This is a genomic window from Neorhizobium fuzhouense (assembly GCF_042611105.1).
GTDB classification, from domain to species: domain Bacteria; phylum Pseudomonadota; class Alphaproteobacteria; order Rhizobiales; family Rhizobiaceae; genus Neorhizobium; species Neorhizobium galegae_A.
The window spans coordinates 222,832-243,996 of the sequence record NZ_JBHFFP010000004.1; the positions used below are offsets into that span (position 1 = coordinate 222,832).

The window sequence follows — 21,165 nt, forward strand, 5'->3', positions numbered from 1 at the left end:
GTCGCGGATCTGGCGAATGATGCCGACGATCTCGGAAATCTCCGAGGGGATGAGCCCTGCCATGACCTCGTCGAGCAGCAGAAGCTTGGCCCCTGTCGCAAGTGCCCGGGCAAGCTCTAGCCGCTTTCGACCGGCAATCGTCAGCGACGAGGCGGGCCGGTCGAGCATGCCGCCCATGCCCAGCCGCTTGCCGACATCGCGCGCCACAGACATCGCCTCATGACGGTTGTGATGATGCAGGTAGGCGCCGACCGCGATGTTTTCCTGCACCGTCAAACCGGCAAAGGGCTGGACGATCTGGAAGGTGCGGATCATGCCGAGCGCGCAGATGCGATGCGGCGCAAGGCCGGTGATATCCTGCCCTTTGAAGCGAACGGAGCCTTCGTCCGGCCTGGTAAAGCCGGCAATCATCGTGAAGCAGGTCGTCTTGCCGGCACCGTTTGGTCCGAGAAGCCCGACGATCGAGCCTTCCGCCACATCGAGCGTGGCATCCGTCACCGCCTTCAGGCCTCCGAAGCTTTTCGAGAGATTGCGAACCTCAAGCATCCCCGCTCTCCTTCTTCTTCTTGGAGGCACCGATTTTGCCGGCAAGTCCCACCAGCCCCTGCGGCAGGAAGCGCAGCGCGCAGATGAGCACGACCGCATACAGCACGAAGTTAAGACCCGGCGCGTTGGGAAGCAGATGCTTGGCGCCCTCGCCCAAGAGGTGCAGGCCGAGCGTGCCGAGCAGTGGCCCCCAGACCGTGCCGGCGCCGCCGATGATCGGACCGATCAGGGCCTCGATGGAAATCCCGCTGCCGTAGACGACGGTGCTGTCGATGAAGAGCCAGAGCTGCAGGTAGAGCACGCCGGCCAGACCGCCGAACGCCCCGGAAATCGCCATGGCCTGCACCTTGATGCGATAGGTGTCGATGCCGAGCGCACGCGCCGCATCCTCGTTTTCGCGCACGGCAATCAGATAGGCGCCGAAGCGGGAATACTTGATGAGGGCCGTCAGCGCCATCACGGCGGCCACGACCACCAGAAGGGCGGTATAGACGACCGTCCGGTCGGCAAACTGCAGGTTGGCAAGGCCGGGTGCGAGCTTCAATTGCAGGCCGCTGCCGCCACCGGTAAAGGCAAAGGAGGAGGCGCAGATGCGCAGCACCTCGGCGAAGGCAAGCGTCACGAGGGCAAAGTAGGAGCCGCGTAGACCGTAGCGAAAGGCAAGCGCGCCGATAAAGGCGCCCATGGCGGCACCGGCGAGAATTCCGGCCGCAAAGCCGATCCAGGCATTCACCCCGTAATTGACCTGAAGAACGGCAGAGGCATAGGCGCCCGTGCCAAAAAGCGCGGCGTGACCGAAGGACGACAGCCCGCCAAAGCCGCCGGTAATGTTCCAGGACATGGCAATGACGGCGATGACCAGGGCATTGATGGTAAAGCCCATCCAGACGGGCGAGGAGGCAAAGTAGACGCCGATGAGATAGGCGACAGCTGCTGCGGCAAGCGCAAGCTGGCCGATGGATTGGGATTTCATCAGCGCGCTCTCCCCAGAAGTCCTGACGGTTTAAACAGAAGGATGAGGATGAAGGCGAGGAAGATGCCGATCTGCCCGAGGCTTTCGCCCAGGAAGAGACCGCACAGTGACTCGATCACCCCCAGAAGCAGGCCGGCAATCAGCGCGCCCGGCAGGCTGCCCATGCCGCCGAGAACCACGGTGGTAAAGGCAACGAGCACGAAGGTATAGCCAACCTGCGGCGTGATGTAGAAGGTCGGCAGAAGCAGGCAGGCGGCAAGCGCCACGCAGGCCGTGCCGATACCAAAACACACGGCATAGGTATGGTTGACATCGATCCCCACCAGTTCGGCACCGCGCTTTTCGATGGCGACGGCGCGGATGGCGGAGCCGGTGCGCGTATAGGCCATGAAGCACCAGAGCAGCGGTGCAACGGCAAGTGCCGCGCAAAAGGCGATGACCCGGCCAAGCGGCAGGAAGGCGCCCAGCACTTCCACGGTATCATAGGCATAGGCGATATCGGCCGTGCGGGTGTTTGACGTCCAGAAATAGAGCGCAAGATTGTCGACGATCATCGAGACCGCAAGCGTGATGAGCAGAACATTCTGCTCCGAGCCGCTGCTCATCGGAGCAATCAGCCCGCGCTGCAGGGCATAGCCCAATGCAAAAAAGACCGGCAGCACGATCGGAATGGCGAGATAGGGGTCGATACCGAGATGATACCAAAGGAAGTATGCGGCATAGAGCGCCAGCATCAGCAGGCTTCCATGCGCAAAATTGATGATGTGGAGCACGCCGTAAATCAGGGTCAGGCCAAGCGCGACCAGCGCATAGACTGCTCCCATCATCAGGCCGCTCAACACAGCGGGAATGATCAGACTCGACATCAGGGCTTGCCTCTCCGTCTCAGGAAGAACGCCTCCGGGATGATCGTCCCGGAGGCGGGATCACATCACTTCTTCGCCGGGATCGGGAAGACGGCTTCGGCGCTCGCATACTGCTTCGGGAACACCAGTTCGATCTTGTCGCCGCGGATCTGCGTGTTGACCGGCTGCGAGTTGACGTTGTCGCCGTTGACGAACTTGGTCGCACCATAGGGCATGATCGACTTGTCGAAAGTCGAGGCGGCCAGCGCTTCGATCATCTTCTGGCGATCGTCGGAAGCGCCGCGTTCCAGAGCATCGGCGATGACCTGAATGGTCGCATAGGAAACCATCACGTCATAGGTCATGTCGAGCTTGGCTTCGGCGACCTTGGCGGCGAGCGCCTTCGATTCGTCCTTGGTGGGGTCGTACCAGTGATTGCAGTCCATCACGTACTGGGCGACTTCGTTGTTTTCGCGCACGAACTTGATGTTGGAGGCAGCACCGCCCAGGATGGAATAGATCGCCTTCAGTTCCACGCGCTGCTGGTTCAGAGCCCGCGCCATCAGCGTGTATTCGTTGAGGTAGTTGGACGGGATCAGGATATCGGCCTTGGACGCCTTCACGCGCAGGGCGATGTTGGAGAAGTCACGCTGCGGGGTCGGGTGCGAGATGGTTTCCACCACTTCAATGCCCTGCTTCGGCAGCTGTTCGGCAAGGATCTTTGCCATGTTGGAGCCGAAGGGACCGTCTTCATGGACGATGGCCGCCGTCTTTACGACCTTTCCGGCACCCTCATTCAAAAGCTTGAGGTTTTCCAGCGCAACGCTCGTGCACTTGTTGACGCCCGGCGTGAAGCGGAACACGTTCGGCAAGCCGCGCGACACGACCGTTTCGGCCGTGCCGATGGAGAAGACCTGGGCCAGATTGTACTTGGCCGCGGCCTGCGAGGAGGCAAGACCAAGCGCCGACGCGGTCGCACCCGTAAACGCGCAGGCCCCGGCTTGGATCAGCGTATCGACGCCAGAAGCGGCTGCTTCCGGACGGCTCTGCGCATCGACGATCACCAGTTCGATCTTGCGACCGCCCATGCTCTTGATGCCGCCGGCGGCATTGATGGCTTCCGCTGCAAATTTCGCACCGGCCGCACTCTGCGTGCCGTTATAGGCGAGGTTGCCGGTCAAAGGCTCGATGACACCAACCTTGATGGTGGATGTCTGCGCCCGAAGGATGGTCGGCGCGGCAAGACCGGCCACCATAGCGCCGGACACCTTCAACAGGTCGCGGCGATCAATCTTGTAGGTCATCTTTTTTATGCTCCCAGTTTTTTTGTGACGGCGATGGTTCCCTGCTGATCCGCCCGTCAACGGCCCAGCCAGGCATGCGAAGCCATTCGATCGCTCTCGAAAGCCTTGATTTTGTCCATGTAGGTGAATGTCATCTCGATCTCGTCGAGACCCTGCAGAATGCACTCGCGAGCGAAAGCGTCGATGATGATGGGATGCCGGCCAAGATTGCCGGGCAGGATCAGCTCGGAAGCGGCGAGATCGACCGTGACCTCGGCATCCGGAAAGCGGTTGAGATGCTCTGCGAGACTTTGGCACTGGTCCGCTGCCAGCCGAACCGGCACGAGACCGTTCTTCAGCGCATTGTTGAAGAAGATGTCGCCAAAACTCGGCCCGATCAGTGCCCGGATGCCATGATCGACAAGGGCGTAAACGGCACCTTCGCGCGACGATCCGCAGCCGAAATTGTCTTCGACCAGAAGAACGGTCGAGTGCTCGGCGCCCGGCCGGTTGAGCGGGAATGCCGGGTCCAGTTCGTGGGCATCCGTGCGGCGGATATCGTGAAACAGGAATTGTCCGTAGCCCTGCGCCCTGTCGGCCTTCAGAAAGCGGCCGGGAATGATCTGGTCGGTATCGCAATTGACACCGGGGATGACGGCGACGGTGGATGTTTCGCGGGTAAAGGCTTTCATCATCGCGTCCTTCAAATCCTGCGCACGTCGGTGAGACAGCCATGGATGGCCGCTGCCGCCGCCATGGCGGGGCTCACCAGATGGGTGCGCGCGCCAGGCCCCTGGCGGCCGACGAAATTCCGGTTGGAGGTCGAGGCACAGCGTTCGCCCGGCCCTACGACGTCGCCGTTCATCGCCGCGCACATCGAACAGCCCGAATCGCGCCATTCGAAACCCGCATCGCGGAAGATGGCCGCCAGACCTTCGCGTTCCGCCTGTTCCTTCACCTGGGTGGAGCCCGGCACGACAATGGCTGGAATGGTCGCCTTGCGGCCCTTCAAGATGGTGGCGGCTGCGCGCAGATCCTCGATACGGCTATTGGTGCAGGAGCCGATGAACACCTTGTCGAGCTTCAGCCCGGACAGCGCCGTGCCGGGAGCAAGCTCCATATAGTCCAGCGATTTTTCGACCGCCTTGCGCTTGTCGGCACTCTCGAAGCTTGCCGGATCCGGCACGCGGTCCTCGATCGAAAGGGCATCTTCGGGGCTTGTGCCCCAGGTGACCATCGGCGCGATATCGGAACCATCCATGACGATCTCGTGATCGAACTCGGCATCTGCGTCGCTCACCAGACTGCGCCAATGCCTGATCGCACCCTCCCATTCGCCATCGTTCGGTGCATAATTGCGACCGCGGACATAAGCGAATGTCGTCTCGTCTGGCGCGACCATGCCGAACCGTGCTGCCGCCTCGATCGACATGTTGCAGAGCGTCAGCCGCCCCTCGATCGACATGTCCCGCACGACCTGACCGGCAAATTCGATGGCATGGCCGCCGGCACCGGCAGCGCCGATGCGTGCAATCAGCGCCAGCATGACGTCCTTGGCGGTGACCCCGTGGCCCAGTCTGCCATTGATCGTCACCCGCATGGTCTTCGGGCGCAGCTGCCAGAGGGTCTGCGTGGCAAGCACATGGGCATTTTCGGATTGGCCGATGCCGAAGGCGATGGCCCCGAGCGCCCCTTGCGTCGAGGTATGGCTGTCGGAACAGACGATGGTGAGGCCCGGCAGCGTGATCCCCTGCTCGGGGGCCACGACATGCACGATGCCCTGCGATCGGCTGGAGAGGCCGAAATGGCGCACGCCACCCCATTCCATGTTTTCGTCGAACGTGTCGATCATATGGGCAATGGCCGGGCTTGCCGCCGCGCTCGATGTACGCCCGAGCGTCGGCACATAATGATCGGCCACGCCAAAGATCTGCTTCGGGCGGCGCGGCTTCATGCCGCGACGCTTCAGATCCGCAAAGGCATGGAAACTGCCTTCGTGGATCATGTCCCGGTCGATGTAGAGCAAGGATGGGCCGGAGGGATGGCGCAATATCTCATGCTCATCCCAGATCTTGCCCAGCATTGTTCGCGGTGCATCAACATGCGCCATGGTGTTTCGGTCTTTCCATTCGATGTCGTTGCGAAGGGCGGGCAAACGCCCCGCCCACGCGCTCAGGCCTGTTGGCCAGCCTCACGGAATGCGGCACAGATTTCGCCGGTGGGCGCAGTCCACACGCCCTCATGCGACAGAATGTACTCAAGCACCTCACGCAGATGTTCGATGCGGTAGGGCATGCCGGAAACCCAGCTGTGGATCGGCAGGCTCATGACACGGCCGCCATACTCGGCGCTTTCCCGGTAGAGCACGTCGAAGCGGTCCTTGACCTGCTGCGCCCAGTCCGCCTCCGACTGGAAATATTCGTCCGCCACCACCCGGTCGTCGGTTTCATAGGCCATGGGCATGGCGATCAGCGGGCCGTTGTCCGTGCGCATTTCATAGGGCAGATCGTCGTTTGCCCAGTCCAGACTGTAGGTCACACCGTTTCGGGCAAGCAGGTCCGGCGTGTGGAAGCCCTGCGCGCGACCGGGTGACAGCCAACCCGTGACGGCCTGCCCGGTCTTTTCCCGAAGCAGGGACAGAGCCTCGGCGATAATGGCGTTTTCTTCGTCCCGCGACAGGCCGGAATGGTGAACCTTGCCCATATCGAGCCCATGGGCGACCACCTCATGCCCGCCCTCTGTCACCGCATCCACCAGCGCCGGATAGCGGCTGGCAATAATGCCGTTGATGGCAAAGCTCGCCTTTAGGCCCTTTTCGCCAAGCAGCCTGAGGATCCGGAAGATGCCGACGCGGTTGCCGTAATCGCGGTTCGTGTAATAGCGGAAGTCGGGATAGGGCATCGAGAGCGCACCCGGAGCCTTGAAGGGCTTGGACGGCATGTCGAGCGGGAAATGCTGCACATGGGTGACGATGGACAGAGCGATCCGGGCGCCATTCGGCCAGGCAATCGGCGCACGCTGGAACAGATCGCTCCAGGCGTAACGATCCTGGTCCATGCCGTAATGACGTTCGGGATATTTGAGGTAATCATCGGGCATGGACATCAGCGCGCCTCCTTGCCGGCATGATGGGCAGCCATCGCCGCAGTCATGGCGTCATAGGCGCCGCTTGCATGATAGGCCGCAGCGATTTCGCGACCGGTGGTCTGCCAGACACCGTCATGGCCTGCGATATATTCGATGGCTTCGGCAAAGGCGTCGATCCGGTGCGGCTGGCCCACCAGATAGGGGTGCAGCGGAATGCACATCACCGTGCCGCTCTCATCGCCTTCCTTGTAGAGCTGATCGAACTGCCGCTTGATCATTTCGCCATAGTGGCGCGGCGTCACCTTCTGCGTGTTGTAGACGATGACGTCGTTCATCTCGAGCGAGTAGGGCATCGAGATCAACTTGCCGGACTTGACCTTGACCGGCATCGGCTGGTCGTCATGGAACATGTCGCAGGTATACTGGATGCCCGCCTCCGACAGGATGTCCATGGTCCAGAAATTGTTGGACAGCGCAGGAGACAGCCAGCCGGCAAGCTCCTGCCCGGTGTGCTTGCGCACCGTCTGGAAGGCGTCGCGAATGATTTCGCGTTCCTGTTCGATGTCGAGATTATAGACATAGCGGGTGTTGTAGATGCCGTGGGAGAAGAATTCCCAGCCGCGATCGGCGCAGGCCTTGATGATCTCCGGATGGTGATCGCAAAGGGCGACGTTCAGCGAAACCGAACCGCGAAAGCCGGCGCGATCCATCGCCGCCATCATCCGCTGCCAGCCCGCCCGGTTGCCGTAATCGCGGTGCGAATATTGCAGCACATCCGGGTTCGGCCGCGCCCAGGGCGTGCGCGTCGGATTGTTGGGCGGATTATACTCGTAGAACTCGATATTGGGCGCGATCCAGACCGCGATCTTCTTGTTGCCCGGCCAGACGATTTTCGGACGGTTCGGCCAGGGCAGATAATCGTAAAGCCCCAGATCCGACTTCATGGGTTCGCCGGCCATCTCAGCGAACCTCCGGCTGATAGGCCTCGTACCAGGCAATCGCGTCGGCGACCGGAATGACGTCGCCATACTTGATTGCGATGTCATAGAGGTTGGCGAAATGCGGGCTCTCATGCTTGTCGGCCACGCATTCTTCCGGAACGATGACGCGGTAGCCACGTGAGATGGAATCCACGACACAGGCCCTGACGCAGCCGGACGTCGATCCGCCGGTGATCACCACCGTGTCGCACTGGTGCCAGACCATCAGCGACTGCAGATTGGTTTCATGGAAGGGCGAGGCCATCCGCTTGTTGATGACAACGTCCTTGACGTGATCGATCTTGAGGCGCGGATCGAACTCGGCGCGGCGCGAGCCAACCTTGATGTTCTGCAGCGAGTCCGGCGTATTGGTTCGCGTGCCCCAGACGCCGCAATCCTCGCCCGATTCCATATAGGCCACATAGGTCCAGGTGACCGGCAGGCTCTTGTCCCGCGCCAGCTGAGAAAGCGTGTTGACGTAATCGAGCTGCTTCGGATCCGTCTCGTAGGCCGTGACGAACTCGCCGAGCGATGTATAGGCACACTGCAGATCGATATTGATCAACATCGGCTTGCGGCCGAAGCCGAAGCGCTTGCGCGTGGGGTTGGCCTTGGCCTGCTCATACAGCTGACGAGCGGTAAGCGACGACATTTCCATTTGGGCCTCCAGTATCTCATCCGCCGTCCGCTACATTGTCCATTCGGACTTATCCCCAGCGGCAACGGGCTTCTTCATTGCCTATTGTTATCACTTTATATCATTTGTAAAGGCCATTGACGGGGGCTGTCCGCACCTTTTTTCACCACTGCGCTAAGCAGGGCATTTGCCGAAAAATGCGCCGGAACCTGCCGCCGACTTAGTCAGATTCGCGGGGCCTGCGCGCGCCGCGTGGACAGATCTCCCCGCTCTTATCGTCAAGCGGATCGTCGCCTCCGCCTCCCAGTCCTCTTTGCCACGCCGGACCATCCGTCTCGCATGCCTCCGTCTAACAACTGCGCACCCATGCGGACGCATCCCGCAACCGCGCTTGCGGCGATAGCGAAACTGCAATAAAATTTCACGATAAATTATCGCAGATGAAACAATGCCATGAACGATTACAAGGCGCTGAAGACCTTCCTTCTGGCTGCTGAAAAGCGCAGCTTCGCCCAGGTAGCGCGTGAGCTGGATATGACGCCGGCTGCGGTGACAAGGGCGATTGCCGCCCTCGAAGCGGATCTGGGGGTTCAGCTTTTTGTGCGCACCACGCGGCAGGTATCGCTGACCACCGATGGCGCGGTGTTTGCCGCCCAGATCCAGCCCGCCATTGCCGCCCTCGACAGCGCGCGAAAGGATGTGCGCAATGCCCACAAGGCCGATCAGGGCCGCCTGAGGATCAGCGCGCCGACCTGGTTCGGCAAAGCGGTTCTGCCGCCGATCCTGTCCGGCTTTCGCCAACTCCATCCGTTGATCAGTTTCGAGGTCTCCCTGTCGGATGCGCTGGTCGATATCGTCGACGACGATTTCGATCTGGCCATCCGCATCTCCTCCCAACCCTCGGACAAGTTCACGATCTGGCGAAAGATCCGCATCGTGCCGCGGATCCTGGTGGCAGCCCCAAGAAGTCGCTTCGTCGATATGCAGCACCCCGGCGAACTGGCACCGGACGACTGCCTGGCCTATAGCGGCGAAAGCCGCCGCGAAAACTGGATCCTGTCGGACGGCGCCTCGACCCACACCATATCGGCAGGCCGTGCCTTCAGCGCCAATAGCGGCGAAGTGCTGGCCGACATGGCGGCGGATGGCGCGGGCGTCGCCCTGTTGCCGGGCTTCCATATTGCCGAACATCTGAAGACGGGGCGGCTGGTGCATGTCCTTCAGAACTGGTCGCCCCCGGATCTTTGGCTGACCCTCTATTATCCGCCCTACCAGACATTGCCGCCCCGCATCGCGTCGTTTTCGACATATTTCGAGCAGCAGATCCCGGCGCTGATGACGACGGGCCTGTAACTCCGGCGACCCAAGTGCAGCTGGCTACGTCGCCGAGGCCTGCCCATCGTCCGCAGGCTGTGTCTGAAGAACGGGGGCAAGGCGGGTGGCGTTTGCCAGCAGGTGGCTGTCTGAAAAACGGGGACCGATCAATGTCACACCCACTGGCAGCGAGGGCTCGCAGAGAGGCAGCGGCACATTCAGGCACGGCACGCCGAGCAGTGTCCAGGAGGCGTTGAAGACCGGATCTCCGGGGATCCGTCCGACCGGCGCAAAGCCCGGTGCGCTTGGCGCAATCAGTAGATCGTAAGGGGCCACCAGCCGGTCAAAATCGATCCGCGCGAGCGCCATGGCGTCATAGGCTTGCCTCAGATCGGACAGCGTCGACCCATCGCGATTGTCCACCCGGTGATGGAAATCATCGTGAAGCGCCGCGCCATGGCGAAGGGCAAGATTGCGAAACGCAGCCTGCCCTTCCCGGTGCAGGATCACCCGGTGATGGTGGTCAAGCATCGCGAAATCTGCAGGCAGATCCAAAAGATCGACCTGATGGCCGGCATCTCGCAGGCGTCTCGCCGCAAGATCCAAAGCCTCCAGGCTCTCCCGCTGCAGGCGATCGCGATAGGGGCCGGCGGTAAGGGCGATGCGCAGAAATGTTTTGTCCTGCACCACGTCAAGCGGCTCGTCGAGCCCTAAAACAGAAGCAAGGATCGCCAGATCCGCCACGCTGCGCGCGTACCAGCCCACCGTATCGAAACTGATCGCGTAGAGCTTGACGCCTTCGCGACTGACGCGGCCGAAACTCGGCTTGAAGGCAAACACGCCGCAGAAGGAACCGGGACGGATGGTCGAACCGCCCGTCTGCGTGGCAAGCGCCAGGGGCACGTGGCAATCGGCAACGGCGGCCGCCGATCCGGCCGAAGACCCGCCGGAGGTCCGCGTCAGGTCATGCGGATTGCCGGTCAGCGCGTTGCGCCCGGCGGCTGCGAATTCCGTCGTGTCGGTCTTGCCCAGAAGGATGGCGCCCTCGGAACGCAGAAGATCGACAACGGCTGCATCGGCAGCCGGCTGGAAGCAGTCATAGAGCGGCGAATTATAGGTCGTCGCCAGATCGCGGGTATCAAACACATCCTTCACCGCAATCGGCAGCCCATGCAGGCGCCCGCGCTTTTCTGCAGGCAGACGATCGAGACGGTCAGCCTCCGAGAGGGCGTGGGGGTTGATGGCGAGCCAGGCCTTCACGTCGCCATCGCGTTCGCGGATGCGGCGCAGACACGCTTCCACAAGCTCACGGGCCGTCAGGCGATCTTCGCGCATAAGGGCGAGCGCATCGGACGCACTGAGTTCATTGAAACCAACGGATGGAGGGAACGGTCGGTTCATGACAGGAACCCCGGTGGCAGCTGCCTGTGGAAATCCGTGACCTCCTGGAAAGCGGAGCCGAGCCGCAGGCACAGAGCATCGGCATGAGGCCGGCCGACGATCTGGATGCCGGTCGGCAGGCCGCACCGGCCAAAGCCCGAGGGCAGCATGAGCGCCGGCAGCCCGGTCACGTCAAAAATCATGGTATTGCGCGAAATCACCTCCTGGAACGATTTCGCCATGCCATTCACATCAACCGTCAGGCTGTCGAGCCGGCCGGCCTCGCCGCCGATGCCGGGCGTCACAACCAGGTCCACATCGGCCATGGCTTTCAGGAAACCGGCCTGCGCCTCAGCGCGCACCTGCAGCGCCCTGATATAGTCAAGCGCCAAGACCTGAAGGCCATTGTTCAGCCGGTGCAGCAGGCCCTTGTCGAACAGGTCGGATCGATCGAGCCGAGGCGAATGCAGGGCGGCCAGTTCGCATTGCAGGATCACCCAGCCAGCCTCGTGGCCCGCACGGATATCAAGGGCCCGGAGCGGCACCAGGGTGCATCCCAGCCCTTCCAGGGTCTTGAGCGCGCTTTGCCAGTTGGCAAGAACGGCATCATCGACCTCTTCGATGAACCAGTTGACCGGCACACCGAGACGAAGCCCATCCACGGACGCATTGGCGAGAACATCCCGACACTGGTCCGCAAGTACCTGATCCGGCTCAGCCGTCATGAAAGGCAGGACGCGGGCGATATCGCGCGCCGAACGCGCCATCGGGCCGATATGATCCAGCGTCCAGGAGAGCGGCGCGACGCCCCGGCGCGAGACGCTTTCGCGGCTGGGCTTCAACCCCGTCGTTCCGCACCAGCAGGAAGGAACGCGGATCGAGCCACCGGTATCGGAGCCAAGCGCAAGCGGCATCAACCGGGCCGCCAAACCGGAACCTGATCCGGTGGACGAACCACCTGTCCAGCGCGTTTCGTCCCAGGGATTGGTCACGGTGCCGAAACGCGGATTGTGCGGCGAGCCCGTGGCAAATTCCGTGGTTGCCGTCATGCAGAAGGGAATGGCGCCGACCGCGCGCAGCTCTGCAACCGCTGCGGCATCGGCAGGCGCAATACGGTTGCCGGTAAAATGCGAACCGGAGGTCACCGTCGCATCCGCGACGTCGATGATGTCCTTCACGCCGAAGGGAATGCCCTCCAGGGGGCGCGCCGTGCCGCGGCGGAAGCGACGGTCACTGTCGCGCGCAGCATCCAGCGCGCCGGGCACGAGACGCAGTACCGCCTCATGCCCTGCTCTCGTCGCCGAAATGGCGTTCGACAATTCGCCGAGAACGTCGGACGGCGTCAGATGTCCGCCCGCATAGGCCGAGAGGAGTTCATCGACACCCGCCTGCCGTGGCGACACGGCAGACGCGGCGGCTTCAATCGGCGCCGCCTCCAGCGTGCAGGATACGACGGCGGCATCATCAAAGCGACGATCCGCCGCTCCCGGATCGATCAGGGTCAGTGGATCCAGTGCCTCGCCCGCTGCGAGATGCGATTGAAGGGACGCCTCGGCAGCGGGCATGCTCATATCCTTACTCGGCTGCGATCTGGCCCATGGTACGTGATGCCATCAGAGGCTGGATGCGCTCGCCGAACTGATCGAGGCCGACCAGGAAATCGTCGAAAGTCAGCATGATGCCCTTCGTGCCGGGAACGCTGCCGGCTTCATCGAGCATGCGGGCAACGGAGGCATAGGAGCCGACAAGGGTGCCCATGTTGAAGTTGACCGCACCCTCGGGCAGGTTGATATGCTTGGCGGTGGACGTGCTGTCAGCTGCGGCGTCCTTGCTGCCCTGATCGGCCATCCAGGCTAGAGCGTCGACATCAGCGCCGGCACGGTAGCTTTCCCACTTGGCCTTGGCCAGTTCGTCCGTCTCGTCGGCAATCACCATGAAGAGCACGTAGGCACCGACATCGCGGCCGGTCTTGGCAGCGGCATCCAGCAGCTTGGCATTGTTGGGGGCATAAGCTGTCGGCGTGTTGATGCCCGAGCCCATGACGAAATTATAATCGGCATATTCGGCGGCAAATTCCATGCCGCGCGGGCTCTGGCCCGCCGCCACGATCTCGATCTTGTTGGCTGGCGTCGGCTTCATCATGCAATCCTTCATGGTGAAGTATTTGCCGTCGAAACTGCAGGCGCCGTTGGCCCAGAGTTCCTTCATGATGTGGACGTATTCGGTCGAATAATCATAGCGATAGCCGAAATAGTCATTGCCCGGCCACATGCCCATCTGGTCGTATTCCGCCATCTGCCAGCCGGAGACGATGTTGACGCCAAAACGACCCGGCGCCACGCTGTCGATCGTCGTGGCCATGCGCGCGACAATGGCCGGAGGCAAGGTCAGAACCGCGGTGGAGGCAAACAGCTTGATCCGCTCGGTCACGCTGGCAAGGCTCGCCATCAGGGTAAAACTCTCGAGATTGTAGTCCCAGAATTCCGCCTTGCCGCCGAAGCCGCGCAGCTTGATCATCGAAAGCGCGAATTCCAGCCCGTACTTTTCCGCCTTCTGGACGATCTGCTTGTTCAGTTCAAAACTCGGCATGTATTGCGGCGATGCGGTCGAGATCAGCCAGCCATTGTTTCCGATGGGAATGAAGACGCCGATATCCATTGTGAGTTCCCCTTTTTAGACCCGTAATCCGCATAGTATGTACGAACTAATGCAAAATTTTCCGGGCCTGTCCAGCCAAAAATGGCGCGTGTTTGCGCATGCACAAATTCGGTGCAATTGACGGAAACACATGCAGGGGAAATGTGCCGAAGCGCGGTTCAAACGCTGAAAACGCAGGCAAAGGCCGCCGCAGCAGAGGCATAGCAAACCAGCCGCGATAAGGGCCGCGACAGGATGGCAGAACAGGCTACGCAGCAGCACCAAAGGTCTGGCCAAGCTGAAACCAGGCGCGACCACCCAGCGAGCTTCGGCGAGAGACACCCTGAAGTTGCCCGATCAGGACCGAACCTTAATCCTCGGCGCGCAATGTCGTGGTAAAGGTAAATCGCTCGGCCGGCAGGACCTGAAACGCATATTCGAGCAGCCGCCTGCCGGATCCGTAGTAACGCCGGCTGACCATCAGGGCCAGATCGCCGGCCTTCACCTCAAGCTTTGCCGCCACATCGGCCTCGAGGATCATGGGGCGAATTTCCTGCTGGATTTCCTGGATCTTTTCGCCGGTATACTGCTCGATATAGTGGAAGATAGCGCTTCTTGCGACCGTGAGATCCTTGACGGCCGCCGACAGCTTGGCATCGACATAGACCTCGTTCCAGGAAAACGGACGGCTGCGGTTTCCGGGGTAGCGAATGCCGGCCATATGCAGGAACTTTCGCCCCGGCCGGCAGCCGAGATCCACCGCCAGCTTGCCCTGCGCCGATATCTCCTCTTTCGTGTCGATCACCAGCTCGGTTTCGGCGGCAATCTCGAACAGTTCGGAGCGGGAATGCGCGATGAAACGTTTGCGCTCCGGGTCAAAGCCCGCCTCCACCCGCGTGCCCACGCCCTTGCGGGCAGAGAGCCGGCCTTTGTTTCGCAAGGTGCCGATCGCCTGGCGCACCGTCTGCCGGCTGACGCCAAGAGCCGCCGCGATCTCGTTTTCCGTCGGCAGAAGTGAACCGACCGGATAATCGCCATTGCCGATCCGCGCCTCCAGGTGATGGGCAACCTGGAGATAAAGCGGCGCCGTATCCACTTCCGGCTTCCAATTCGTGCGCTTGCTCTCCAAATCCATCAACGCCTCTGGCGGCACAGCGGCCGCGTTCATCCCATCGCATGTGTTTCCCCTTCTTTATCGGGAAAGGCAAACAAAAACCTCCAAATCAGCGCAAGCCGACCGGATGCTTGCGGTCGGCGGACAAATCAATTAGTACGTACATATCCTTCTTATGAGTCTCCCAGGATCGAATGAAGCATGTCTGATCTGACCGCGGCGTCGCAACCGCCAGCGCGCCACGCCTCCTCGCTTGCCCAGACGCTTGCCGCAGCAACCCTCATCCAGATCGTAGCCACGGCGAGCGTGCTGGCGCTGACGGCCATTGCCCCCACGGTCGCCACCGATCTCGGCATCGGCGCCTACTGGATCGGATACCAGATCAGCCTGATCTACACCGCGGGAATGTTTTCCTCGGCGATTGCCGGAACCCTGGTGCAGCGCTTCGGGCCGATCCGCATCGAGCAGGCGGCACTTGTCTGCTTCGTGATCGGCTTTGCCGGCATCGCGACCGCCAGCATCCCGCTCATTGTTCTTGCCTCGCTGTTCATCGGCATCGGCTACGGGCTGAACAACCCTGCCGCCTCGGAAATGCTGTCGCGCGTGACACCGCACACCAAACGCAATCTGGTTTTCTCCCTAAAGCAATCGGGCGTTCCGCTCGGCGGCATATTGGCAAGCTTTGCCTTTCCCTTCCTGTCGCGTTTCATCGACTGGCATCTTGCGCTTATGATCGGGGCCTTTGCACCACTTCTGACCATGGGCCTCCTCTCCCTGACCCATGCCGCCGAGCCGGTGACGGCTTCCGCCTCGCGCTCCCTGCTGCGCGGGCTGATCGAGGAGCAATCGGCAATCTGGCGCCACACGCGGCTTCGGGCGCTCTCGGCGCTCGGCTTCGCCTATTCGGCCATGCAGCTGTCGGTCTCAGCCTTTGCCGTGGTCGCACTGGTCCATGATGCCGGATGGTCGCTGCTTTCGGCAGGCACGGTTGCGGCCGCCATGCAGCTTGCCGGTGCGATGGGGCGCATTTTCTGGGGCGTCGTCGCAGACCGCATCGGCGGCGGCTTCCTCACTCTCTCCCTGCTCGGCCTGCTGGGCGGGCTCGGCTATGCGCTCCTCTTCTGGCTTAGCGATCTGCCAAACGCCGTGCAGGTCATCGTGTTTGTCGCCATGGGTGCCGTCACGATCGGATGGAATGGCGTGCTTCTGGCCGAAGTCGCCCACAATGCGCCCGAGGGCCGGGTTGGCGCCATCACCGGCGGGGTGCTGGTCTATACCTTCATCGGCGTCATCGTCGGTCCCTCCTCCTTCGCCGCCCTCTACGCGCTCACCGGTCATTATGGCGCAAGCTTCCTCATCTTCTCCCTATTCGGCTTTGGCGGCATGATCGTCGCGTGGCAGGCCCATCGCTCCGGCGGGTAGATCGTCGGCAGTTTTCCTGCAAGTTCATGCCCGCCACCCTCTTGGCAGACTTTCGCGAACTCGCTAACCTTGCCTGACAAGTATCGACGTTGCGGGGTATGAATGGTGAACGAGGCCCAGGCAGAGGTCCAGCAGGGGCAATCCCTGGCATCCAGGATCAGCGCTGCGCTGCGGCAGGACCTCGTTTCGGGCGCCTTTCGTCCCGGAGACCGCCTGCCAAGCGAAAGCGCCTTGACGCGGGAATATTCCGTCAGCCGAACCGTGGTGCGCGAAGCGATTGCCATTCTGCGCGCCGACGGGCTGGTCGAGGCCCGCAAGGGTGCAGGCGTCTTTGCCCTGGAAATCCGTCCAGAGGCGGAGCGGCCATTCAACGATCTCGCCACGCAGCGCATCTCGTCTGTCATCGAACTGCTGGAGCTTCGCACGGTTTTCGAGGTCGAATCGGCAGCGCTTGCAGCCCTTCGGCGGTCGGCCACCCAGATCGAAGAGATTCTTGAGGCTCATCGCCGTGTCGGGCAATGTCTGGCGGATGGCGCCCCCACACGCGATGCCGACTTCAATCTGCATTTGGCACTCGCGGAAGCGACCCAGAACCGGCGGTTTCCGGAATTCCTGCAATTGATCCGCACCGGCATCATCCCGCGCGGCGACCTGCAGGGAGAGGCGCCGGGCTCGCGCCCGAAGGATTACAATCTTCATCTCCAGGAAGAACACGGCCTGATCGTTGACGCCATCATCGAGGGCGATGCCGATGCAGCGCGTCTCCATATGAAGGCCCATTTGCGCGGCAGCCTTGAGCGCTACAAGGCACTTCTGCGGTCTCAACGGGCGGAACGCGCGCAGCAACCGGCATGACGGCCGATCTTGTCAGGCAGATTTAATGTCATGTATGATATGATTGTCGAACATCATCAGGAGTCAGTCATGTCGCTACCGATCTTTCCCGCCGCCCACCCGGATCCGGGCGTCACGCGCCGCGTGCTGTCCGACAGTCCGGAGCTGATGGTCGTGTCGTTTCGCTTTGAAGCCGGCGCCGAAGGAAAGCTTCACAGTCATCCGCATGTTCAATCGACCTATGTGGCGGCCGGACGCTTCGAGTTCTTTCGGGACGGCATCACCTATCAACTGAAAACTGGGGATAGTCTCGTCATCCCGGGCGGGATCGAGCACGGCTGCCGGTGTCTTGAGGCCGGCGAACTGATCGACAATTTCACGCCCCGCCGCGACGATTTTCTGGTTGCGCAGCCGACAACCCCGGCGACAGCCTGAAATAGGCCTAGCCGAAGTGGGTGGGCCCGAATGTATGGAGAGGTCACGCCCCGACATATCCTCGGACAGACTTGACACACCCGAAAGCCTGTGACAGGTTTCGATTAGTTGTCTGACAGGATGGGAGCCTGTGTGCAGTCGATGTCTGGAGGAACCATGATATTCCGCCGCCTGCGTCTGGCCGGCTTTGCCGGCCAGCTCGGCAGTATCGCGATCACCCTTCTTGGTCTGTTGATGCTGACATTTTTCATCGGGCGCCTGATGCCGGCCGATCCGGTGCGCGCCATGGTGGGCGAAGATGCAACGCGCGAGACCTATGAACAGGTTTATGCGTCGCTCGGCCTTGATCGACCCCTCTACGAGCAATTCGTCTACTACCTCGGCGATGTGCTGACGGGGGATTTCGGAACCTCGATCCGCACCGGCCAGCCGGTCATCCAGGATATCCTGCATGTCATGCCGGCCACCATCGAGCTTGCCACATTTGCCATCATCATCGGCGCGCTGCTGGGCGTATCGATGGGCGTCCTGGCGGCCGTCAACAAGGATCGCTGGCCCGATCACCTCGTGCGCGTCTTCAGCCTGTTCGGCCATTCGATGCCGATCTTCTGGACCGGCATGATCGCGCTCATCGTCTTTTATGCGCATCTCGGCCTGGTCGGCGGCAGCGGGCGCATGGACCAGTTCTACATCGGCCTTGTCGAGGACCGCACCGGTTTCCTTCTGATCGACAGCCTGATGGCGGGCGAAATGGATGTCTTCTGGTCTGCCCTCAATCACCTGATCCTGCCGGCCGCCCTGCTCGGCTATTCGTCCTCCGCCTATATAACCCGCATGACCCGCAGCTTCATGCTCGACCAGCTGGGGCAGGAATATGTGACGACGGCACGCGTGAAGGGGCTGTCGCAGCGACAGACCATCTGGCTGCATGCCTTCGGCAATATCCGCGTCCAGCTGGTCACCATTATCGCGCTTGCCTATGGCTCTCTTTTGGAAGGCGCCGTGCTGATCGAGACGGTGTTCGCCTGGCCGGGCTTTGGCCAGTATCTGACCAGCAACCTGATCATCGGCGACATGAACGCGGTGATGACCTGCGTGCTGATCGTCGGCGTCATCTTCATCGGGCTCAATCTGCTGTCCGACATTCTTTATCGCATCTTTGACCCCAGGACCCGCTGATGACTGCCGACACGCACACCCGTAGCCTGCCCGGCTGGCTGATCGCGCTGAAGAATATCGTTGTCTTTCTGATGCGCAGCCCGACCTCCCTGTTCGGCCTTGCCGTTCTGGCAATCCTCGTCCTCACAGCGGTCTTTGCACCACTGATTGCCACCCACGATCCCTATGTGCAGGCCCTCGGCAATGTGCTGCAGCCGCCGGGCAACGGCCATCTGTTCGGCACCGACGAGCTGGGTCGCGATATCTTCAGCCGCCTTGTCTATGGCGCCCGCATCACGCTCACCATCATCTTCCTGGTGTCGATCGTCGTCGGACCGATCGGTCTTGTGATCGGCACCTCTGCCGGCTATCTGGGCGGAAAGTTCGATACGGTGATGATGCGCATCACCGACATCTTTCTGTCCTTCCCGAGCCTCATCCTGTCGCTGGCCTTCGTGGCGGCCCTCGGCCCCAGCCTCAACAATGCGATCATCGCGATTGCGCTCACCTCCTGGCCACCGATTGCGCGGCTTGCCCGCGCCGAGGCGATGACCTTCCGCAAGGCCGACTACATTGCAGCCGCCCGCCTGCAGGGCGCCTCCACCGGCCGCATCATCGTCAAATCGATCATGCCCATGTGCCTGCCGTCGGTCCTCATCCGCCTGACGCTCAACATGGCAACCGTCATCCTGACGGCAGCGGGCCTCGGTTTCCTGGGTCTTGGCGCCCAGCCGCCCATGCCGGAATGGGGTGCCATGATTGCGACCGGCCGCCGCTACATGCTGGACAGCTGGTGGCTCGTCACCTTCCCCGGCGTCTCGATCCTGTCTGTCAGCCTTGCCTTCAACCTCTTGGGCGATGGCCTGCGTGATGCACTCGATCCCAAGCAGATGAACCGGAGATAAGGCGATGGAAAAGACCATACTGGACGTCCGGAACCTGCGCATCCGCTATGGCGGCTCAACCACCGAGGCGGTGCGGGGCGTGTCCTTCACGCTCGGGCGCGAACGGCTCGGCATTGTGGGCGAATCCGGCTCCGGCAAATCCACCGTCGGGCGCGCCCTGCTGCGGCTCCTGCCCGGTGCGACGATCACGGCAGACACGCTGCGCTTCGATGACATGAACCTTCTCTCCCTCAGCGAAAAGGAGATGCTGAAGGTGCGCGGCCGACGCATGTCGATGATCCTGCAGGACCCGAAATTCTCGTTGAACCCCATTCGCCGCGTGGGCGATCAGGTGGCAGAAACCTATCTGCGCCACTTCAAATGCAGCCGGCGTGAGGCGCATGAGAAGGCCGTTGCAATGCTGGAAGCCGTGAAGATCCGCGATGCCGAACGGGTGTTCAAACAATATCCGCATGAAATTTCCGGCGGCATGGGCCAGCGCGTAATGATTGCCATGATGCTTCTGGCCGATCCCGATCTGGTGATTGCCGACGAGCCGACCTCCGCGCTCGACGTTACCGTGCGCCTGCAGGTTCTGACCATTCTCGATGGTCTGGTGCGCGACCGGGGCATCGGCCTGATCATGATCAGCCATGACCTCAATCTGGTGCGCAACTTCTGTGACCGCGTGCTGATCATGTATGCGGGCAAGGTGGTCGAAACCTTGAAGGCAGGCGAGCTCGATCAGGCCCGGCACCCCTATACGCAAGGACTTCTCGCCGCACAGCCGCGCATCGGTGGCACGCGTCAACCGCTGGCGGTTCTCGACCGCAGACCCGAATGGCTGGAGGAGAACGCCTGATGTCCGTTTCCGTCGAGGTGCGCAATCTCTCCATCAGCTTCGGGGCGGGCGCTCACGCCGTCAAGGTTCTGCCCGGCGTGACGTTCAGCGTGGAGCGTGGCGAATGTTTCGGGCTCGTCGGCGAATCCGGCTCGGGCAAGTCCACGGTCCTGCGCTGCCTGTCGCTTCTCACCGACTTCTGGAGCGGAGAGGTCCTGATCGATGGCCGCTCCGTGCGAGACATGCCCCTGATCGAGCGCTGCCGCACGCTGCAGATGGTGTTTCAGGACCCCTACGGATCGCTGCATCCGCGCCAGTCTGTCCGGACCGTGCTCAACGAACCGCTCGTCATCCACAAGCTGGGTGATCGCGAGGAGCGGATGCGCCGGGCCATTACCGATGTCGGCCTGCCGATTTCCTTTCTCGACCGGTTTCCGCACCAGCTGTCCGGCGGCCAGCGGCAGCGCGTTGCCATCGCGCGTGCGCTCATCCTGGAGCCGTCGCTGCTTCTTCTCGATGAGCCGACCTCGGCGCTCGACGTTTCGGTGCAGGCCGAAATCCTCAACCTGCTGCAGCGCCTGCGGGACGAACGGGGTTTTACCTATATCATGGTCACCCATGATCTGGCGGTGGTCGATCACATGTGCGACCGCTTTGCCGTGATGCTGCGCGGCGAAGTGACCGAGATCCTGCCGCACGAGGCAATTGCCAGGAACGGTGCAAGCCATCCTTACGCGCGCGAACTCATCGGCGCCTCGCTGGAGTATGAAGGCATCCGCTAGGCTGCCCTCTCCC

20 protein-coding genes and 1 pseudogene are annotated in these 21,165 nt (G+C 61.8%); 8 read left to right on the top strand and 13 right to left on the bottom strand.

What is annotated here, in order from left to right; translation table 11 throughout:
* Positions 1-72: 72 nt before the first annotated feature.
* The 9 genes and pseudogenes from ACEXP3_RS24715 to ACEXP3_RS09780 all read right to left on the bottom strand — a co-directional run.
* A pseudogene (locus ACEXP3_RS24715) lies at positions 73-645 on the bottom strand (ABC transporter ATP-binding protein); the annotation flags it as partial.
* Entirely contained in the window at positions 539-1,519 is a 981-nt protein-coding gene (locus tag ACEXP3_RS09745; protein ID WP_377297081.1) for a branched-chain amino acid ABC transporter permease, read from the bottom strand. The gene ACEXP3_RS09745 and the pseudogene ACEXP3_RS24715, both read right to left, overlap by 107 nt.
* Positions 1,519-2,385 carry a branched-chain amino acid ABC transporter permease gene (locus ACEXP3_RS09750; protein WP_210106603.1) on the bottom strand — a complete coding sequence of 289 codons (867 nt, stop codon included), beginning with the start codon at positions 2,383-2,385 and terminating at the stop codon, positions 1,519-1,521. The genes ACEXP3_RS09745 and ACEXP3_RS09750 overlap by 1 nt, the downstream gene beginning before the upstream one ends.
* Positions 2,386-2,450: 65 nt before the next feature.
* The gene (locus tag ACEXP3_RS09755; protein WP_377297082.1) at positions 2,451-3,668 is read right to left on the bottom strand and encodes an ABC transporter substrate-binding protein; all 1,218 of its coding nucleotides are present in this window, start codon (positions 3,666-3,668) and stop codon (positions 2,451-2,453) included.
* 56 nt (positions 3,669-3,724) lie between these two features.
* Positions 3,725-4,339: a 3-isopropylmalate dehydratase small subunit gene (leuD, locus tag ACEXP3_RS09760; RefSeq protein ID WP_377297083.1), complete on the bottom strand. Its 615-nt coding sequence runs from the start codon at positions 4,337-4,339 to the stop codon at positions 3,725-3,727.
* An 11-nt stretch (positions 4,340-4,350) separates the two neighbouring features.
* Positions 4,351-5,757, bottom strand: coding sequence for a 3-isopropylmalate dehydratase large subunit (leuC, locus tag ACEXP3_RS09765; protein ID WP_377297084.1), 1,407 nt, complete (start codon positions 5,755-5,757; stop codon positions 4,351-4,353).
* Positions 5,758-5,819: 62 nt separating this feature from the next.
* Entirely contained in the window at positions 5,820-6,752 is a 933-nt protein-coding gene (locus tag ACEXP3_RS09770; RefSeq protein WP_377297085.1) for a polysaccharide deacetylase family protein, read from the bottom strand.
* Positions 6,752-7,693: a polysaccharide deacetylase family protein gene (locus tag ACEXP3_RS09775; protein ID WP_377297086.1), complete on the bottom strand. Its 942-nt coding sequence runs from the start codon at positions 7,691-7,693 to the stop codon at positions 6,752-6,754. Before ACEXP3_RS09775 ends, ACEXP3_RS09770 begins: the two co-directional genes overlap by 1 nt.
* A gap of 1 nt (position 7,694) precedes the next feature.
* Positions 7,695-8,372, bottom strand: coding sequence for an isochorismatase family protein (locus ACEXP3_RS09780; RefSeq protein ID WP_377297087.1), 678 nt, complete (start codon positions 8,370-8,372; stop codon positions 7,695-7,697).
* A 432-nt stretch (positions 8,373-8,804) separates the two neighbouring features.
* Here ACEXP3_RS09780 and ACEXP3_RS09785 point away from each other — a divergent pair, with 432 nt between their 5' ends.
* Entirely contained in the window at positions 8,805-9,704 is a 900-nt protein-coding gene (locus ACEXP3_RS09785) for a LysR family transcriptional regulator (protein WP_377297088.1), read from the top strand.
* Positions 9,705-9,728: 24 nt separating this feature from the next.
* Here ACEXP3_RS09785 and ACEXP3_RS09790 read toward each other — a convergent pair whose 3' ends face one another.
* The 4 genes from ACEXP3_RS09790 to ACEXP3_RS09805 form a co-directional block, all read right to left on the bottom strand.
* Complete coding sequence (locus ACEXP3_RS09790) at positions 9,729-11,066, bottom strand: amidase (protein ID WP_377297089.1); 1,338 nt, start codon at positions 11,064-11,066, stop codon at positions 9,729-9,731.
* Positions 11,063-12,610, bottom strand: coding sequence for an amidase (locus ACEXP3_RS09795; protein WP_377297090.1), 1,548 nt, complete (start codon positions 12,608-12,610; stop codon positions 11,063-11,065). The genes ACEXP3_RS09790 and ACEXP3_RS09795 overlap by 4 nt, the downstream gene beginning before the upstream one ends.
* A 10-nt stretch (positions 12,611-12,620) precedes the next feature.
* Entirely contained in the window at positions 12,621-13,703 is a 1,083-nt protein-coding gene (gene rutA / locus ACEXP3_RS09800; protein WP_377297091.1) for a pyrimidine utilization protein A, read from the bottom strand.
* Between the two features lie 349 nt (positions 13,704-14,052).
* Positions 14,053-14,817, bottom strand: a complete 765-nt coding sequence (locus ACEXP3_RS09805; protein WP_377297092.1) for a GntR family transcriptional regulator — start codon at positions 14,815-14,817, stop codon at positions 14,053-14,055.
* A gap of 180 nt (positions 14,818-14,997) precedes the next feature.
* Here ACEXP3_RS09805 and ACEXP3_RS09810 point away from each other — a divergent pair, with 180 nt between their 5' ends.
* The 7 genes from ACEXP3_RS09810 (at position 14,998) to ACEXP3_RS09840 (ending at position 21,152) form a co-directional block, all read left to right on the top strand.
* Entirely contained in the window at positions 14,998-16,218 is a 1,221-nt protein-coding gene (locus ACEXP3_RS09810) for an MFS transporter (RefSeq protein ID WP_377297093.1), read from the top strand.
* A gap of 102 nt (positions 16,219-16,320) precedes the next feature.
* Positions 16,321-17,073 carry a FadR/GntR family transcriptional regulator gene (locus ACEXP3_RS09815; RefSeq protein WP_377297094.1) on the top strand — a complete coding sequence of 251 codons (753 nt, stop codon included), beginning with the start codon at positions 16,321-16,323 and terminating at the stop codon, positions 17,071-17,073.
* A 69-nt stretch (positions 17,074-17,142) separates the two neighbouring features.
* The gene (locus ACEXP3_RS09820) at positions 17,143-17,487 is read left to right on the top strand and encodes a cupin domain-containing protein (RefSeq protein ID WP_377297095.1); all 345 of its coding nucleotides are present in this window, start codon (positions 17,143-17,145) and stop codon (positions 17,485-17,487) included.
* A 156-nt stretch (positions 17,488-17,643) separates the two neighbouring features.
* Positions 17,644-18,666, top strand: coding sequence for an ABC transporter permease (locus ACEXP3_RS09825; protein WP_377297096.1), 1,023 nt, complete (start codon positions 17,644-17,646; stop codon positions 18,664-18,666).
* Entirely contained in the window at positions 18,666-19,550 is an 885-nt protein-coding gene (locus ACEXP3_RS09830) for an ABC transporter permease (RefSeq protein WP_377297097.1), read from the top strand. The genes ACEXP3_RS09825 and ACEXP3_RS09830 overlap by 1 nt, the downstream gene beginning before the upstream one ends.
* 4 nt (positions 19,551-19,554) lie before the next feature.
* Positions 19,555-20,391: an ABC transporter ATP-binding protein gene (locus ACEXP3_RS09835; RefSeq protein ID WP_377297098.1), complete on the top strand. Its 837-nt coding sequence runs from the start codon at positions 19,555-19,557 to the stop codon at positions 20,389-20,391.
* Positions 20,391-21,152, top strand: a complete 762-nt coding sequence (locus tag ACEXP3_RS09840) for an ABC transporter ATP-binding protein (RefSeq protein WP_377297099.1) — start codon at positions 20,391-20,393, stop codon at positions 21,150-21,152. Before ACEXP3_RS09835 ends, ACEXP3_RS09840 begins: the two co-directional genes overlap by 1 nt.
* Positions 21,153-21,165 lie beyond the last annotated feature (13 nt).